Raw genomic sequence first — 19,395 nt, 5'->3', positions numbered from 1 at the left:
GTGAAATTCAAAAATAGAAACATTCTTTAAGTTTCCATACCAGTACCTACCAGTTTTTTGTATATTGCCAAAAAAATCAATTTTCATGAATATCATTTCAATCCAAAACAATATCGGTTTGCCAAAATATAAGCAGATAATTCTTTCAATTGAAAAAGCAATTGAAGAAGAAAAATTGGTAAAAGGTGATCGTCTTCCATCTGTAAATAAAGTTTGTCTGGCTTTTTCTTTATCGCGCGATACTGTATTGCTTGGATACGATGAACTTAAAAAAAGAGGAATAATTTATGCCATTCCGGGTAAAGGATATTATGTGAAAAGCGTTGAAATCAGTATCAAACAGAAGATTTTTTTACTTTTTGACGAGTTGAATATTTTTAAAGAAGACATCTATAATTCGTTTTTAAAAAACATTGGAAAAAATGTTCAGGTCGATATTTTCTTTCATCATTTTAATGTTCAGGTTTTTCAAAAGCTAATAAATGACAGCAACGGAAATTACACCAAATACATCATCATGCCAACTAACTTAAACGATATAGTTAATTTGATAAAAACCCTACCAGTAAATGATGTAATTATATTAGATCAGACAAATCCTGATTTAAAATCGTATCCTGCGATTTATCAAAATCATAAAAAAGATATTTTTGAAGGATTGGTAAAAGGAAAAGTGCGACTGAATAAATATAAAAAACTGATTTTGATTTTTCCAGGTTTTAGAGAACCTCTCGGTATGAAATTAGGCTTTGAAGAATTTTGTAACGAATATAATTTTGAACACGAAATTATTACCGAATTTACAAACAGAGAAATAACTTTAGGCGACATGTACATTATTCCAAATGATCGCGATTTGGTTCGCGTAATCGAAACCGCTCGAAATCAAAATTTTAAATTAGGAGCTGATTTCGGAATCATATCATATAATGAAACCCCATTAAAAAAAGTAGTAGCAAACGGTATTACAACCATTTCTACTCACTTTGAAATGATGGGAAAAATTTTGGCAGAAATGGTGTTGAAAGGAAAGAATGAACAAATTGAAAACAAATCTTCTTTGATTATGCGAAATTCTATTTAAAATAATTTTAGCCCACGGGTTTAAGCAGTTCAACCCCGTGGTTAATTTTTTTATAAATTCAGTACAAAATCATTCAGTAATTTTTCTTCGTATTTTTCTTTATTAAAAGTGTACAAATAAGATCCTTTTCTAGAAGACTGCATGTCTTTTTCGTCAAGTTTATTTAAGATTTCTAACGAATTTATTTTGCTTATAAAGTTTCGTTTGTCTAATTCTTTGCTCAAAATTGCCTCGTACAATTCTAATAACTGACGCATTGTAAATTTTTCAGGAAGCAATTCAAACCCAATTGGTTTTATTGAAGTTCTATAGCGTAATCTTCTTATTGCATGCTGCACCATTTCGTTATGATCAAAAATTAAGTTTGGCGCATCGGTAATGCTAAACCATTGTGCATGGTAATTTTTGATTAGTTCAGCATTATGATTTTCGATATTAATCAAGGCATAATAGGAAACCGAAATGGTTCTTTCTACTGGATCACGATCAATTTCACTGTAAGCATATAACTGCTCCATATAAATGTCGTTTAAACCTGTATATGTATTTAAAATTCGAATGGCAGCATTGTCCAAGACTTCATCTCGTTTTAGGAAACCTCCAATCAAAGACCATTTTCCCTTTTCAGGTTCAAAATCTCTTTTGATTAAAAGGATTTTCAAACCTTGATGGTCAAACCCAAAAATAATGCAATCTACTGCTAATAAAGCTTTATCAGCGGAGCTATAACTGTTTAGCATATTCAATTTTTTATTGGTAAATATATAAACTTCCTAATAGGTTTCATAATTTATTAATGTAGATTTCACACTTAATAATTTTATAACTAAAGAAAAGTTAAAAAATGGGATCGAGAACTTCAAATTTGATTACAATTTATCTTTTTCAAACGTTTTCGTTGTAAAAAATCTTCTTTTTTTTCAAAAAATGATTCATTTGAGCCGTAAAAAAACAATTCTAAACAGGATTTTTTTTACAAAATAACAAATTTTGACTTTTCAAATAACTATAAAACAGTCTGTTTATACTTTTTTCCTCAAACTTATTTTTTTGATTAAAAAGCTGGTTTTTGACCAAAAGTGTAATTTTTACACAATTAACACTCCAAAAAAATCTTTTTTTTGAAAAAAACATCAATTTATTAATGTGTATTTCACACTTAATTTACGATATGTATTTTTTTTCAGCACTTTTTTTATGATATTAATTTGTTTTTCACCTTTTTTTTTAGTTAAATTTACAAATGTAAAATTAACACTTATAATTGTAACACTAACTAACCTATTTAAACCACTATGATAACAAACCAACAATTAATTTTTTATTGCAATTATTTATTGCCAAAAAAAGAATGGCTTTTAGCCTTACTAATGTTGCTATTTTCTGCTAATCAAATGTCGGCTCAAGGCAAAGTGATTGGCGGAGTAGTTACTTCGGCACAAGACAACTTGCCTTTGCCGGGAGTAAATATTATGATTAAAGGAACCAAAACAGTTGCCGTAACTGGATTTGACGGAGAGTATTCGATTAAAGCATCACCAAATGATATTTTAGTCTTTTCATTTATCGGATTTCAGAACCAAGAAATCGCAGTAGGAGATCAATCAAAAATAAGCATTTCATTAAGTGAAGACACTAATAAATTAAATGAAGTAGTTGTTGTAGGTTACGGTACACAAAAGAAATCTGATCTTACAGGTTCAATCGGTGTCGTAGATATGGAAGCTGCTAAAAAAACAGTAACCTATGATCCGGCAAAAATGCTTCAGGGCCAGGTTGCGGGAGTTACAGTACAATCATCTGGAGAGCCTGGAGGATTTGTAAACGTGAAAATTAGAGGTATAAATTCATTTACAAACAACAATCCTCTTTTTGTTATTGATGGAATGATTGTAGCAAACCCGAACGATTTTGCACCTGGAGATATCGAGTCGATGCAGGTTTTAAAAGATGCCTCTTCAGCAGCGATTTATGGTGTTCAGGGAGCAAATGGCGTCGTAATTATTACGACTAAAAAAGGAAAAAGCGGTAAATTAGATATTAAATACAAATCGCTTGTAGGTTTTCAAAATGGAGCCAGAAAATGGGATTTGACAGACCGAGTTGGATATCAAAAAATTACTACTGCCGCAGAATTAAATGCAGGTTTGGGAATTGCACCAGGAAATGATCCTACAAGTCCTTCTTATATCAACAATGTAAATACAAATTGGCAGAATGAAGCTTTTCAAACCGGAATTGTACAGAACCAGTCGCTTACTTTTAACGGCGGTGCTGAAAGCTTAGGGTACAATATGAATGTGGATTATTTTAAAAATACCAGTTATTTAAATTCGCCTCAAGACTACGAAAGATTTTCTACGAGTTTAAATTTATATGGAAAAAAAGGAAAATTCAAATACGGTTCAAAAATTGGATATACACAATCTGACAAAGAAAACTTTAATGAATACAATGCAGGACAATCTGCAATTGTTGATTTATTAGGTGCGGTGCCAACTATGCCGGTTTATGATCCGAACAGACTTGGAGGATATGGCGGTACAGATAATTTGACTCAAAGAGCTATTTCGATGAACGTTATCGGGTACAATAATTTGATTACCAACAACGGAAAAAGAAATCGTTTTATTGGAGATATCTGGGGAGAACTAGAAATTGTTAAAGGCTTAAAGTATAAAATAGATTTAAGCTTTGACAGATTAGATTTTCAAAACAGAAAATTTATTCCGCCGAGTGATTTAGGATGGTATTATATTACTACAAATGATGAGGCTTCTTTAGATGTTGATAACGGAAATCAGTCAAGAACTTTCGTAAACAATTTACTAACGTATGAATTTTCACTTGGAAAGCATAAAATCGATGCTTTGGCAGGATGGATTCAAGAGCGAAATGATTACTACAGACATTGGTCAAGAGGAGTTGGATATACACCCGGCGAAATCAGCCAAATTCAATATGCTGATGCTACAAGCGCAGGAGAATATAAAAATACAGTTACAAACGTTTCTTACTTGAGCCGTTTGAATTATTCTTATGATGATCGTTATTTTATTACTGGAAATTTCAGACAAGATAAAACATCACTTTTCAGCGAAGATAACAATACAGGAAACTTCTACTCTTTTTCTGGAGCTTGGAAATTGAGCAATGAAAAGTTTTTAAAATTACCAGATTGGTTCAATACCATTAAAATAAGAGGAGGTTACGGAGAATTAGGAAACAACACTATTGGAGTTTACGCCTATTCTCCAACAATTAATGCCTTTGCAGGATACAATTTCAATAATACACTTGCACCTGGAACAACTGTGGTAAGTGCTATAGATCCAAATGTACACTGGGAAAAAACAGCAACTTCTAACGTTGCGATCGAACTTGGATTTTTTAATAATGACTTGCAGTTAACGGCAGAATATTATCAAAAAAAATCAACCGATTTATTAATTGGAGTTCCGCTTCCTTACTCAACTGGAGCATTTCCGGCAAGTATTACAACTAATGCGGGAGCAGTAAAAAACAATGGATTAGAGTTTACAACAACATATAACAACAATCACCACGAATTCAAATACAGTATTTCAGCGAATTTAGGAACATTGAAAAATGAGGTTCTTCAGATTGGTTTGAACGGAAATCCAATTTATGGAGCAGCTTCAAAAACAGAAGTAGGAAGATCTATAGGAGAAATTTATGCTTATCAAACTGCAGGAATTTTTCAAAATGCAGCTGATTTAGCTTCATCGCCAACACAGACAAATGCGGGAGTTGGAGATGTTAAGTTTAAAGATATTAATGGTGATGGTGCCATTACAGATGCAGACAGAACGTATATGGGAGTTGCAATTCCAAAATACAGTTACGGATTTAATTTTAGTGCAAATTATAAAAATTGGGATTTCTCAATGTTTTGGCAAGGTTCAGGCGGCAACAAAGTATTTAACGGATTGTACCGCAATTTAATGACTGAACAATATGGAAACAGCCATGTTGATGCTTTGAATTATTGGACTCCGACAAATACCAATACAAATGTACCGCGACCAATAATTGGAGATCCAAATGGCAACGCAAGAGATTCTGACAGATTTATTGAAAGCGGCGATTACATCAAATTACAAACGATGGAAATTGGATACGAAATTCCGTTACCAAAAGATTTGTTTATTCAGAAAGCGAAATTGTATGTTAATGGTCAAAACTTATTAATCATTAGCAAATACAAAGGTTACGATCCAGATTTTAATTACAATGACGGATTATTTTCTAGAGGGTATGACGCTGGATCATTCCCAAATCCGAGAACAATTTCTTTGGGTGTTGAAGTGAATTTTTAAACTAGCCTAACAATTAAAAACGAATCACAATGAAATATAAAATATTTAATTATATAACCGTTTTCTTTTCTCTTGCAGTTGTAACGACAAGCTGTGTTGAAAATGAAGATTTACTTCAAGTTGACCCAAACGTAGAAACTGCGGGTTCATTTTGGAAAACAGATCAAGATGCTATTGAAGGTGTAAACGCTGCGTATGGAAGTTTATTGACAGACGGAACGTACATGAGAAGCACGCCATTGCTTTTAGATTTAAAAGCAGATGATACACGAAGCAACAGCCCTTGGGGTGCAATGTATAATGTCGGACGTTTTAATTCAAACCCAACAGATCCTGCAATTTATGGATGGGCTTACGAAACCTATTACCAAGGAATTTATCGTGCCAATCAAGTTCTGGCCAATGTGCCAAATATTCAATTTGAAGACGCAGCGCTTAAAAACAGAATTTTAGGACAGGCTTATTTTTTAAGAGGATTGTATTTGTTTCATGCAGTAAACATGTTCAAAAATGTTCCGTTGCCAACAGATATTGCGGTTTATTATCCGCAGAAAACAGAAGCTGAAGGATGGGCGCAAGTTATTGCCGATTTCAAAGCTGCTGCAGATTTGTTGCCAACTTCATACGACGGAATTACAGGCATAGATAAAGGTCAAAAAGGCCGTGCTACAAAAGGTGCTGCTTTAGGATATTTAGGAAAAGCCTATTTGTTTACTAAAGATTTCGCTAATGCAAAAACTGCGTTTAAGCAAGTTATAGATTTAGGAGTTTATGCTTTAGTATCAAACTACCGTGATAATTTTACAACTGCAAATGAAAACAATTCTGAGTCTCTTTTTGAAGTACAATTCAGCAGAGATGCAGGCGGTGTTGATTTAGGTTGGGGCGGTGCTCCCGCTTCTGGATGGGGAAAAACATCAGCTCGTGCCATTACTTATGCGCCAAGAGCTTTTGGATGGACAGATGTACAGCCTTCTTGGACATTGTTTAATGAATTTCAGCAGGAAAAAACAAAAACTGGAGCTGTTGATCCTCGTTTAGATGCTACGATTTTCTACAACAAACCAGGCGGTATGCAATTATACGGTAAAGATTTTGCGACTTTTTACGCAACAAGCCCTGCCGACTTAAATGATATATTTTGTAGAAAATACCAAAATTCCGATGGTCAATTTGCAGATGAATACGATTGGCGTTCAGGTATTAACGAGCGTTTATTGCGCTATGCAGACATTTTGTTAATGTATGCAGAATGTTTAAATGAAACAGGAGATACTCCGGGAGCCTATACTTACATTCAAAAAGTAAGAGACAGAGTGGGTCTGCCTGATTTAGCAACGGCAAAACCAGGATTGACACAAACCACAATGAGAGAGCAAATTGGTCACGAGAGATTTTTAGAATTTCCTCTTGAAGGACACCGTTTTGATGATATTCGTCGTTGGGGATGGCTGCAGGATGCTGCAAAACTGGCGTGGTTAAAATCAAGAGATGTTGAGTTTAACTCCTATGCGCCAGGAAGAGAATTTTTTCCAATTCCACAATTGGAAATGGACAATAATCCAGGAACAGTTCAGAACAGTAGTTATTAAAAAAGTTTTCAGTCTCCGTTTTCAGTCTCCATTTTAACTGACTGAAAACGGAGACTTTATTATAAATTAGTAGAATACAAGATATCATTTGAAGGCTTAAGAATCTTCACATGATATTATAACATAAACACATTATGAAAAAAGCACTTTTAATTACATTTCTTATTACTCTTTGTAATCAGGTTAGTTTCGCTCAAAATGAAACTACAGTTGTTAGCATCAAAAATAATGCAGACGCTCCAATCATCAATAAAAATATCTACGGGCATTTTGCTGAACATTTAGGACGCTGTATTTATGGTGGTTTTTTTGTGGGAGATACTTCTAAAATACCAAACACAAACGGAGTTAGAAATGATATTATTACGGCTTTAAAAGAATTAAAAATTCCAAATTTAAGATGGCCAGGCGGCTGTTTTGCCGATACGTATCACTGGAAAGACGGAATTGGACCAAAAGAACAAAGACCAACTATTGTAAACAAATGGTGGGGCGGTGTAACGGAAGACAATAGTTTTGGAACGCATGATTTCTTGAACATGTGCGAGCTTCTTGGTGCAGAACCTTATTTGTCTGGAAATGTTGGGAGCGGAACAGTTCAGGAATTATCAGATTGGGTTCAATATACCAACTTCAGCGGTAAAAGTCCGATGAGTGACTTGCGTAAAAAGAATGGAAGAATAGAACCTTGGAAAGTAAAATTCTGGGGAATTGGAAATGAAGCTTGGGGTTGTGGAGGAAATATGACAGCAGAATATTATGCTGGAGAATATAGAAAATTTGCCACTTTCATGTCGGATTGGGAAAATACTGGAGGTATTACGCGTATCGCTTCAGGATCAAACAGTGCCGATTATAATTGGACAGAAGTTTTAATGAAAAATATTCCGCTAAATATGTTAGGCGGTGTTGGGGTTCATCATTATGCTGTAATTGACTGGGGTAAAAAAGGCGACGCAGTTAATTTTACAGAAGAAGGTTATTTCAAAACTATGAAATCAGCTTTAATAATGGAAGAACTCGTTACCAAACACAGCGCCATCATGGACAAATACGATCCTAATAAAAAAGTTGCCATGATGGTTGACGAATGGGGCGGCTGGTACGAAGTAGAAAAAGGAACAAATCCTGGATTTTTGTACCAACAAAACACCATGAGAGATGCTGTTTTAGCTGGAGCTACTCTTAATATTTTCAACAATCATGCAGACAGAGTTCGTATGGCAAATTTGGCGCAGTGCGTAAATGTTTTGCAAGCAGTAATTCTTACAGACAAAGCTAAAATGATTACTACGCCAACTTACCATGTAATGAAAATGTACAGTGTTCATCAAGATGCGCAATTATTGCCGGTAAGTTTTAATTCTCCAAATTATACTTTTAACGGAGAAACACTTCCTGCAGTTTCGGCTTCAGCCTCAAAAGATAAAAGTGGAGCAGTTCATATTTCATTGGTAAATGTTGATGCAAAAAACAAAAATAAAATAGAGATTGATGTTAAAGATCTTGGCGTTAAAAACTTCACAGGTATTGTTTTAACATCGGCTAAATTACAAGATTACAATTCATTCGAAACGCCAAATAAAATTGTTCCGACAGTTTTTAAAGGTTTCGAAAATAAAAAAGGAAAACTTGAAATTACGATTCCTCCTTTCTCAGTAGTTGTTTTAGAAGGAAAATAAAATATAGCGAAATGAAAAAATCAAATTCCATTCTGAAAATTGGCTCATACATCGGAGTTTTTTTAGTTGTAGTAATGGCGTTCAGTTGTTCAAAAGATGATCCTGAGACACCTGTAAATCCAGATCCTCCGGTTGTGGTTGATCCTCCTGTGGTTACGCCAGCTTTTCCGGGACCGACTTATGCAGATAATTACACTTCAATTTCAAGCTGGGGAAACAGAACGCAATGGAATTTAGCCAACGTGCATGATCCATCGGTAGAAAAATCGGGAGAATATTATTATATGTACCAAACCGATGCTTCGTATGGAAATGCAACAGAAGGCAATGGACATTTTTTTTACAGAAGATCTAAAGATTTAATCAATTGGGAATTTATGGGATCTTCGATGACGCAGGCTCCGGCTTGGGTAAAAGATTCATTGAATAATAAAAGAGCAAGAATGTCGCCTGCTCTTCCTCCAATTGCAAATCCAAATTATGGATATTGGGCACCATGTGTTCGAAAAGTCGGAAACAAATTCAGAATGTATTATAGTATTGTCGTAACGAATCCGATTGTGGGAACAGATACCAATACTTCTTGGTCAGAACGCGCTTTTATTGGCTTGGCCGAAACAGATGATTTGGCTTCAAATAATTGGGTTGATAAAGGAATGGTCGTTTGTTCTGAACCTGACGGAGTAAAAAGTTATGTTCGAAATGGAGGAAATGACTGGGATGCTTATTTTAAATTCAACGCAATCGATCCTAGTTTTATTCAGACTCCAGAAGGCGATCAATATTTAATTTATGGTTCTTGGCATTCTGGAATTGCAGCTTTAAAACTAAATCCAGCCACAGGAAAACCAGATAAATTAAAAACAATCGAAGATTACGGAGTTCGAATTGCAGGCCGAGGAAACGTAAGTACAAACCGCTGGCAAGCCCTTGAAGGACCAGAAATAATCTATAATCCAGACACTCAATATTATTATTTGTTTTTGGCTTATGATGAATTATCAGTTGCGTATAATACTCGTGTTGCGCGATCAAAAAATATTCTTGGCCCTTATTTGACAATCAGTGGCAGCAGCATAACAACTGGAGCAGATTGTTACCCAATGCTGACACATCCGTACGGATTTAAAAATCATACGGGCTGGGTTGGAATTTCGCATTGTGCAGTTTTTCAAAATCCAGACACAAAACAATGGTATTATGCTTCGCAGGCTCGTTTGCCAGAAGGTGTGGCGGGAATTAATGTTTCAAACGCAGTTATGATGGGACATGTTCGCGGTATTCAATGGACAGAAGATGGCTGGCCGGTTGTTGAAGCAGAACGTTATGCGGGAGTTCCGACAACAACAATTACCGAAGCAAATTTCATAGGAACTTGGGAACAGATTACAATGAATTATCAATACAAAATAATTCAAAAAGCCGGCACTATTTATTTAACAGCTGATAAAAAAGTAAGCGGTGACGCAACAGGAACTTGGTCGTATAACAGTACAAAAAAAATCTTAACTGTTAATGGCGTAAAATGCAATGTTACCGATGCTTGGGATTGGGAATTAGCAACCAGAAAAGTAACTTTAAGTTATTCAGGATTAACGGCTTCTGGATTGCCAGTTTGGGGAAAGAAAGTCAATTAGAAATATCAATTTTTAAATTCCAAATTCCAGACCTTTTTCAAATGGATTATTCTTTGGTTTAAGTAATATTCATCAATTAAAGGATTAAAAGAAAGATATGCTTAATCAGCAAAATCTGCGTAAAAAAACATTTAACGCACAGAAACTATGTTCTAAAATAAATCACAATGAAAAATACAATTACAAGCCTCTCACTTTTAGTTTTGCTTGCCTTTTGTCAAAAAGTTCAAAGCCAGATTGACCCAGCAAAATTTAATAATCCAATTATTAAAGATCAATACACAGGCGATCCTGCGGCGTTGGTTTACAAAGACAAAGTGTATTTATATGCCGGTCATGACGAAGCTGCAAAAGATTTTAATTTTTATAAGATGAACGAATGGGTGGTGTATTCTTCTTCAGACATGAAAAAATGGGAATCGCATCCGGTGCCATTAAAAACAACTGATTTTGCATGGGCAAAAGGAGATGCATGGGCTTCGCAGGTAATTGAAAGAAACGGAAAATTCTACTGGTATGTAACAGTTTCACACGGAACGATTCATGGAAAATCAATAGGAATTGCAGTTTCTGACAGTCCGACTGGACCTTTTAAAGATGCATTAGGAAAAGCTTTGATTACAAATGATATGACCACACACACCAAAATAAGCTGGGATGATATTGACCCAACAGTTTATATTGATGATGATGGTCAGGCGTATTTAATCTGGGGAAATACTGTTTGTCATTATGCCAAATTAAAAGAAAACATGCTTGAATTAGACGGCCCAATTCAGACGATTGATTTACCGCATTTTACAGAAGCACCTTGGATTCACAAACACAAAGGCTGGTATTATTTGTCGTATGCGTATGAGTTTCCAGAAAAAATTGCCTACGCAATGAGCAAATCAATTACAGGTCCGTGGGAATTTAAAGGAATTTTGAATGAAATTGCCGGCAACAGCAACACCAATCATCAATCGATTATAGATTTTAAAGGACAGTCGTATTTCATTTATCACAACGGAGCCACGATTCCAGATGGAGGAAGCTTTAGAAGATCTGTTTGTGTCGATAAATTATATTATAACAAAGATGGAACGATGAAAAGAATTATTATGACTTCTGAAGGAATTCAATAGTTAGTATTCAGTCACAGTTTCAGTTTTGCTTATATAATTTAAAAAAGTTTTCAGTCAGCTCAAAACTTTAATTACTTATATCACTTATATGGTTTACAAAAAAAACATACAACAAGCGCTTTCTGTACTAATATTGCTAATTAATTCAGTGTCGTTTGCGCAAGAAATTGTCGTGCACGACCCCGTTGTCATCAAACAAAAAGACACTTATTATTTGTATTGTACCGGAAAAGGAATCAGTGTTTTCAGTTCAAAAGATTTAAAAAAATGGAATAAGGAACCACAGGTTTTTACCGAAAAACCCGTTTGGGCAGATGGCGTTGCAGCCGACTTTAAAAACCATATTTGGGCACCAGATATTTCATTTCATAACAATACTTATTATCTGTATTATTCGGTTTCTGCTTTCGCTAAAAATACATCGGCGATTGGCGTAGCGACAAACACAACTTTAGATTCAAAAGATAAAAATTACAAATGGGTCGATCAGGGAATTGTCATTCAGTCACAACCCAATCGCGATATGTGGAACGCCATAGATCCTAATTTAATTTTCGATGAGAACAATACACCTTGGTTGTCTTTTGGTTCTTTTTGGGAAGGATTAAAAATGGTAAAATTAAATCCGGATTTAAAATCAATTGCACAGCCACAGGAATGGCACACGATCTCGAAACGTAAAAGAACTTTTGAATTAGCAGATTCTGATCCCGGAGATGGCGCGCTTGAAGCTCCTTTTATTTTTAAGAAAAACGGTTATTACTATCAATTTCTTTCCTGGGATTTATGCTGTCGCGGAGAAAAAAGCACTTATAAAGTAGTAGTTGGTAGATCTAAAAATGTAACTGGACCTTATGTGGATAAGGAAGGAAAACCATTAAGCGAAGGCGGAGGAAGTATCGTAGTTCAGGGCGACGAAAATTACTTTGGCGTTGGCCATAACAGTGCTTATACATTTGATGGAAAAGATTATATTTTTTACCATGCCTACGAAAAGAAAACCAACGGAACACCAAGATTAATAGTAAAAGAAATGCAATGGGATGCCAATTTATGGCCAATCTTAAAATAGAATCAATACAATGAAAAAATATAATTTTCCAATTTTAACGATTTTCATGTCACTGCTCATTTTGATTTCCTGCAAAGAAACCAGAAATGATGTAGTGCAATCGAGTGATAAAACTTCTGCTCTAAAAGCGGGTTACGAAATTGAACCGGTCAACATTCAAAATGTAAAATTGACAGATTCTTTTTGGTTGCCGATTATCAAAAGAGTACAGGAAGTTACGATTGCATATGCCATTCAGAAATGCAATGAAGAAGGCCGTTTTGAGAATTTTTTAATTGCCGGAAAACAAAAAACAGGAACAGTAAGAGGACAAATGCCTTTTGATGATACTGATGTTTATAAAATTATCGAAGGCGCTTCGAATACTTTAATCAGCGCACCAAATCCTAAACTGGATCGCGTTTTAGATTCGTTAATTGCCATTGTAAAAATTGGTCAGGAAAAAGACGGCTATTTAACGACTTGGCGAACTATAAATCCGGCGAAACCACCAGCGCCGTGGGTTCCTGTTATTGAAGGAAAACGTTGGGAATCTTTACAAATCAGTCATGAATGTTACAATGCTGGACATTTGATTGAAGCAGCTGTTGTACATTATGAAGCTACGGGAAAAAGAAATTTTTTGGATATCGCGATCAAAAATGCAGACTTATTAGTCAGAACTTTTGGCGATGGTCCAGATCAGGTAAAAGGAGTTCCGGGACATCAAATTGTAGAAACAGGCTTGATCAAATTGTATCAAATTACAGGAAAAGAAGATTATTTGAAACTGGCAAAATACTATTTAGACAATCGCGGAAACCCTAACAATCATAAATTATATGGCGAATATGCTCAGGATCATATTCCGGTCGTACAGCAAAATGAAGTTGTAGGACACGCAGTGAGAGCGGTTTATATGTATGCAGGAATGACCGATATTGCCGCAATGACAAAAGATAAAGGTTATACGGATGCCATAAATAATTTGTGGACCAATATGGTCAATAAAAAAATGTACATCACTGGCGGAATCGGATCAAGACACGATGGAGAAGCTTTTGGAAATAATTACGAATTGCCAAATTTAACCGCATATAACGAAACCTGTGCTGCCATTGGAGATGTGTATTGGAATCACAGACTGCACAATTTAACCGGAAAATCGCAATATTTTGATGTCATCGAAAGAACAATGTACAACGGATTAATTTCTGGAATTTCATTAGACGGAAAAGAATTTTTCTACCCAAATGCGTTAGAATCTGATGGCATTTTTAAATCAAATAGAGGATCCTGCACACGTCAGGCTTGGTTTGACTGTTCGTGTTGTCCAACCAATTTAATTCGATTTGTACCTTCAATTCCGGGGCTTATTTATTCAAAATCTCAATATATTTTATATGTGAATTTGTATGCTTCAAACAATGCTTCTTTCACCTTAGGAAAAACTGATTTGAAGATTTCGCAGCAAACTGGATATCCTTGGAATGGAAAAGTTGTAATCTCTGTTGATCCGAAAAAAGAAGGTCAATTTACAATTAAACTTCGCGTTCCGGGCTGGGCAAGAAATGAAGTTTTGCCAGGCGATTTATACAGTTATAAAAAAGCTTCGACTCAAAAAGCAACTATTAACTTGAATGGAGAAATATTGGAAATTCAACCAGAAAATGGCTATTTCACAATTAAAAGAAATTGGAAAAAAGGAGATAAAATCAACCTCAATTTTCCAATGGAAGTTCAGGAAGTGGAAACAAATTTAAAAGTAGAAACCAATAAAAATAAAGTTTCATTAGAATACGGACCAATAGTTTACGCAGTAGAAGAAATTGATAATAAAAACAATTTTGATAAAGTAAATGTAAGCGTCGGAGATACTTTCCAAGTAAAAAAAGAAGCCAATTTATTGCAAGGCGTAAATGTAATTGAGAACTCAAAATTCAAAGCAATTCCATATTACAGCTGGTCAAACCGAGGTGTAGGAAAAATGAAAGTTTGGTTAGATTATGAGAATTGAGAAAATAGATTATAGAATAAAGAGAATAGAGCCAAGAAGAAAGAATCAAGATTTTCTCTGAATTAAGGATTAGAAAAGATTAGAAAATAAATCTACCTAATCTGCAAAATCTGCGAGAAACAAAATTTTAACACATAGAAACATAAATTAAAAAAAGAGAATCAAACAAATCTAGATTTGCACACATAGCTATGTTTGTTTATATAAATGAAATGCCTTTTTAAGAAAACAAATTCTATGTTTCTATGTGTTAAAAATAAATTCAAAGTTTAGAAAATAAAAACCCGTTTTATTTGCATCATAACTATACCAAATAAAACAAAATTTAAATAAAAATGAAGTCCAATTTAATTACAAAAATTACCCTTTGCGGTTTATTGCTGAACGGCTTTTTAGCCTCGGCACAAAAAAATAATCTTCAAGTTGATGTTGCCAAAACAGTAACTAAAATTCAGCCAACAATGTATGGAGTGTTTTTTGAAGATATCAATTTTGCTGCAGATGGCGGATTGTATGCCGAAATGATCAAAAACAGATCTTTCGAATTCCAATTTCCGTTAATGGGATGGAATCAGCCTAAAAGCGACCGTCATAAATTAAACACCGAATCTGGAATTGCAAATGTGATTCAGTATTCTCAAAAAGGAACAAATCATAATTACTGCCGAATTACCATTAATGATGCTTCGGGGTACGAATTGATTAATGATGGATTCAGAGGAATGGGAATCAAGAAAGATTTAAAGTATAATCTGACTTTAAAAGCTTCAAAAATTTCAGGAAATATTTCTAAAATTAAATTCCAGTTTGTTGACAAAAACAATAAAGTTCTAGGCGAAACTTCGGTCGTGCCAACATCAGGCGACTGGTCAAACTACAGTGCGCAGTTAACATCTTCAGCAACTGAAGCCAAAGCAAAATTGAAAATTACTTTTGAAGGAAACGGTGTAATTGACTTAGACAATATTTCATTATTTCCAGAAGATACTTGGGCAGGAAGAAAAAACGGACTTCGTAAAGATTTAGTGCAATTATTATACGATTTAAAACCAGGATTTTTACGTTTCCCAGGGGGTTGTATTGTTGAGGGAAGAACTTTGGCAGAACGTTATCAATGGAAAAAATCAGTTGGAAATGTTGAAGATAGAGAAACTGCTGTGAACCGTTGGAACATGGAATTTTCACACCGTCCTGCACCAGATTATTTTCAAAGTTTTGGTTTGGGATTTTTCGAATATTTCCAACTTTCTGAGGATATTGGCGCTTCTCCGCTTCCCATTTTAAGCTGTGGAATGGCTTGTCAGTTCAATACAGGAGAATTAGTTCCGATGGATCAAATCGATCCTTACGTTCAGGATGCTTTAGACTTAATTGAATTTGCAAATGGTGATGCGACGACAGCTTGGGGGAAAGTAAGAACTGCTATGGGACATCCAAAACCATTCAACTTAAAATTCATTGGAGTTGGAAATGAACAATGGGGGCCAGATTATATTGAGCGTTTCAAAGTGTTTCAAAAAGCGATTAAAGCCAAATATCCAAACATCACAATTGTTTCTGGAACAGGGCCTTTCCCTGATGGAGATTTTTACGATTATGGCATGGCAGCACTTAAAAAGCTAAATGCTGAAATTGTTGACGAACATTATTATAAAGATCCGGAATGGTTTCGTAAAAATGTAACGCGTTACGATAATTACGACCGAAAAGGACCAAAGATTTTTGCTGGAGAATATGCAGCGCAAAGTGTTGGAATCGCAAGCCCATTAAACAAAAACAACTGGGAATGTGCTTTTTCTGAAGCAGCCTTTATGACCGGAATGGAACGTAATGCAGAGGTCGTTCAATTAACCTCTTATGCGCCTTTATTAGCACACGTTGAAGGCTGGCAATGGACTCCGGATATGATTTGGTTTAACAATTTGCAATCTTATGGAACACCAAATTATTATGTTCAAAAGTTATTTTCAAATAATAAAGGAACTGATTTGATCAATATTACGAAAGATGGAAAAGCGGTAACAGGTCAGAATGATTTGTTTGCATCTGCAGTAAAAGATGTAAATTCTAAAGAAGTAATTCTGAAAATTGTGAATACATCAGGAACTTCTCAAAATGTTTCAATTGATTTAAAAGGAGCAAAATTAGATTCGAAAGGAACGGCAATAATCTTAAAAGGCGATGGAATAAATGATGAGAATTCATTTGAATCTCCAACTAAAATTAGTCCAAAAGAAAGCGAATTTAAAGTAAATGGCAATAAAGTTCAATATGATTTTCCTGCGTATGCGGTTACCGTTTTGAAAATTAAGATGAAATAATCGCAACAGAATAAATGTAAAACTAACGTTTGTTTTCTGTTTTGACCTTAAACGCTTGTTTTGATACATTATTTGTAAAAATTCAAGAGCTAATTTTTATTAAGTGTTTGTTGTACACTTATAAATGAATTATAATTATATTTGTCATTATTATAAAATGAATCGAATGAAAAATTACGTTATAGGATTGGACTACGGAACAGATTCTGTTCGCGCGGTTCTGATTGACACTGAAAATGGACAGGAGCTGGCATCGAATGTTTCTCATTACAAAAGATGGAAAAACAAGCAATATTGTGACGCGTCGATAAATCAATTTCGCCAACATCCTTTGGATCATATCGAAGGATTAGAAATTACGATTCAAAATGTTGTAAAAGAAAGCAAAGTTGATTCAAAATTGGTACGAGGAATTTGTATTGATACAACGGGATCTTCTCCGGTTCCAGTTACAAAAGATGGAATCCCATTGGCATTGACAAAAGGTTTTGAAGAAAATCCAAATGCGATGATGGTGTTGTGGAAAGATCACACTTCTATAAATGAAGCAAACGAAATAAACGAACTGGCAGTAAGCTGGGGCGGAGAAGACGTTACCAAATACGTTGGAGGAATTTATTCATCGGAATGGTTTTGGGCAAAAATCCTCCACATTGCAAGACAAGACGAAGCGGTTAGAAATGCAGCGTACACTTGGATGGAACACTGCGATTTAATGACATATTTGTTAATAGAAGATAAAGATTTAAAAACATTTAAAAGAAGCCGTTGCGCCGCAGGACATAAAGCAATGTGGCACGAAGACTGGAACGGACTTCCTCCAGTTGAATTCTTAGAAAAATTACATCCATATTTAGCACAGCTTCGCGGTAATTTATATGATGAAACCTATACATCAGATTTAGTTGCCGGAAATTTAAGCAAAGAATGGGCAGATCGTTTAGGGCTTTCAACAGAAACAGTTGTAGCAGTTGGAACTTTTGATGCACATTCTGGAGCGGTTGGAGCTAAAATTGAAGAAAATACTTTAGTCCGCGTTATGGGAACTTCAACCTGTGATATTTTGGTTGGTTCTTATGATGAAGTGGGAACAAAAACCGTTCGTGGCATCTGCGGACAAGTTGATGGTTCTGTAATTCCTGGATTTATTGGTTTAGAAGCAGGACAATCTGCTTTTGGAGATTTATTGGCTTGGTATAAAGAATTATTAATGTGGCCGACGGAACATTTATTAGGTTCGTCATCTCTTTTAAATGAAACTCAAAAAGAACAATTGAGAGAAGAATTCAGCGATAAATTAATTGTTGAATTGACAAAAGAAGCAGAGAAAATTCCAGTTTCAGAAAGTCTTCCAATTGCTTTAGACTGGATTAATGGAAGAAGAACTCCGGATGCGAATCAGGAATTAAAAAGCGCGATTTCAAATTTATCATTAGGAACAAAAGCGCCTCATATTTTTAAAGCTTTAGTAAATGCAATCTGTTTTGGTGCGAAGAAAATTGTTGATCGTTTTGAAGAAGAAGGAGTAAAAATCGACAGCGTGATCGGAATCGGTGGTGTTGCCCGTAAATCGCCTTTTATCATGCAGACTTTGGCCAATGTTTTAAACAAGCCAATTAAAATTGCAGCTTCAGACCAGACTCCAGCTTTAGGTGCCGCAATCTACGCAGCCGTTGCAGCCGGAATTTATGGAAACGTAATCGAAGCAAGCCAAAAAATAGGAAGCGATTTTGACGGAGAATATTTTCCTCAATTAGACAAAGTAGCAGCGTACAACAAATTGCTGATTGCTTACGATCAATTAAGCGCTTTCGCAGATCCAAACCTTAAAACAGCACAGCATGAGCTCTCTTTATAAAGATTTAAAACAAGAATGTTATGAAGCAAATATGCAGTTAAATGCATTGAATTTGGTAGTCTACACATTCGGAAACGTAAGCGCTGTCGACAGAGAAAATGGTGTTTTTGCCATTAAACCAAGCGGTGTTCCTTACGAAGATTTAAAACCAGAAGATATTGTAATTGTCGATTTTGATAATAACATAATCGAAGGAACAATGCGTCCCTCGTCAGATACTAAAACGCATGCTTATTTGTACAAAAACTGGCCAAATATTGGAGGCGTTGCACATACGCACGCAACATATTCGGTTGCTTGGGCGCAGGCACAGCAGGATATTCCAATTTTCGGAACAACTCATGCCGATCATTTAACAGCTGATATTCCGTGCGCACCGCCCATGGCAGATTCGCTTATTGAAGGCAACTACGAACACAATACCGGAATTCAGATTTTGGATTGTTTCAAAGAAAAAAATCTTTCTTATGAAGAAGTAGAAATGATTTTAATTGGAAATCACGGTCCGTTTGCATGGGGTAAAAATGCAGCAAAAGCGGTTTACAACAGTAAAGTTCTGGAAGTAGTTGCCGAAATGGCGTACCTGACTTTACAAATCAACCCAAACGCACCAAGATTAAAAGATTCCTTAATAAAGAAACATTACAACCGCAAACACGGAAAAGATTCGTACTACGGACAGTAAT

General features: G+C 35.1%; 12 protein-coding genes. 11 read left to right on the top strand and 1 reads right to left on the bottom strand.

Going from position 1 to position 19,395, the window contains the following annotated elements:
* The first annotated feature begins 85 nt into the window (after window positions 1–85).
* A complete protein-coding gene (locus IR010_RS07340) occupies window positions 86–1,084 on the top strand; it encodes a GntR family transcriptional regulator (RefSeq protein ID WP_029271448.1) in 999 nt (332 codons plus the stop codon).
* Between the two features lie 50 nt (window positions 1,085–1,134).
* Here IR010_RS07340 and IR010_RS07335 read toward each other — a convergent pair whose 3' ends face one another.
* Window positions 1,135–1,824: an NUDIX hydrolase gene (locus tag IR010_RS07335; RefSeq protein ID WP_029271449.1), complete on the bottom strand. Its 690-nt coding sequence runs from the start codon at window positions 1,822–1,824 to the stop codon at window positions 1,135–1,137.
* A gap of 555 nt (window positions 1,825–2,379) precedes the next feature.
* On the opposite strand from IR010_RS07335, the gene IR010_RS07330 reads away from it, so the two are divergent.
* From IR010_RS07330 to IR010_RS07285, 10 genes are all read left to right on the top strand, one after another.
* A complete protein-coding gene (locus IR010_RS07330; protein WP_194602823.1) occupies window positions 2,380–5,424 on the top strand; it encodes a SusC/RagA family TonB-linked outer membrane protein in 3,045 nt (1,014 codons plus the stop codon).
* Window positions 5,425–5,453: 29 nt separating this feature from the next.
* Complete coding sequence (locus IR010_RS07325) at window positions 5,454–7,016, top strand: RagB/SusD family nutrient uptake outer membrane protein (RefSeq protein WP_194567699.1); 1,563 nt, start codon at window positions 5,454–5,456, stop codon at window positions 7,014–7,016.
* Between the two features lie 134 nt (window positions 7,017–7,150).
* Window positions 7,151–8,698 carry an alpha-N-arabinofuranosidase gene (locus tag IR010_RS07320; protein ID WP_194602819.1) on the top strand — a complete coding sequence of 516 codons (1,548 nt, stop codon included), beginning with the start codon at window positions 7,151–7,153 and terminating at the stop codon, window positions 8,696–8,698.
* Between the two features lie 11 nt (window positions 8,699–8,709).
* Window positions 8,710–10,335, top strand: coding sequence for an arabinan endo-1,5-alpha-L-arabinosidase (locus tag IR010_RS07315; protein WP_194602817.1), 1,626 nt, complete (start codon window positions 8,710–8,712; stop codon window positions 10,333–10,335).
* Between the two features lie 167 nt (window positions 10,336–10,502).
* A complete protein-coding gene (locus IR010_RS07310; RefSeq protein WP_194567703.1) occupies window positions 10,503–11,462 on the top strand; it encodes a glycoside hydrolase family 43 protein in 960 nt (319 codons plus the stop codon).
* 88 nt (window positions 11,463–11,550) lie between these two features.
* Window positions 11,551–12,534, top strand: a complete 984-nt coding sequence (locus IR010_RS07305; RefSeq protein WP_194602814.1) for an arabinan endo-1,5-alpha-L-arabinosidase — start codon at window positions 11,551–11,553, stop codon at window positions 12,532–12,534.
* A 10-nt stretch (window positions 12,535–12,544) separates the two neighbouring features.
* Entirely contained in the window at window positions 12,545–14,530 is a 1,986-nt protein-coding gene (locus IR010_RS07300; RefSeq protein WP_194602811.1) for a glycoside hydrolase family 127 protein, read from the top strand.
* Between the two features lie 335 nt (window positions 14,531–14,865).
* On the top strand, window positions 14,866–16,851 hold the full coding sequence (locus tag IR010_RS07295) for an alpha-L-arabinofuranosidase C-terminal domain-containing protein (protein ID WP_194602808.1): 1,986 nt from the start codon (window positions 14,866–14,868) through the stop codon (window positions 16,849–16,851).
* Between the two features lie 166 nt (window positions 16,852–17,017).
* A complete protein-coding gene (locus IR010_RS07290; RefSeq protein WP_194602805.1) occupies window positions 17,018–18,709 on the top strand; it encodes a ribulokinase in 1,692 nt (563 codons plus the stop codon).
* Complete coding sequence (locus IR010_RS07285; RefSeq protein ID WP_194567713.1) at window positions 18,693–19,394, top strand: L-ribulose-5-phosphate 4-epimerase; 702 nt, start codon at window positions 18,693–18,695, stop codon at window positions 19,392–19,394. Before IR010_RS07290 ends, IR010_RS07285 begins: the two co-directional genes overlap by 17 nt.
* Window position 19,395: the final 1 nt, after the last annotated feature.

Source organism: Flavobacterium sp. MR2016-29 (assembly GCF_015350695.1).
Taxonomy (GTDB): domain Bacteria; phylum Bacteroidota; class Bacteroidia; order Flavobacteriales; family Flavobacteriaceae; genus Flavobacterium.
This window is presented reverse-complemented; position numbering and strand designations above follow the sequence as displayed.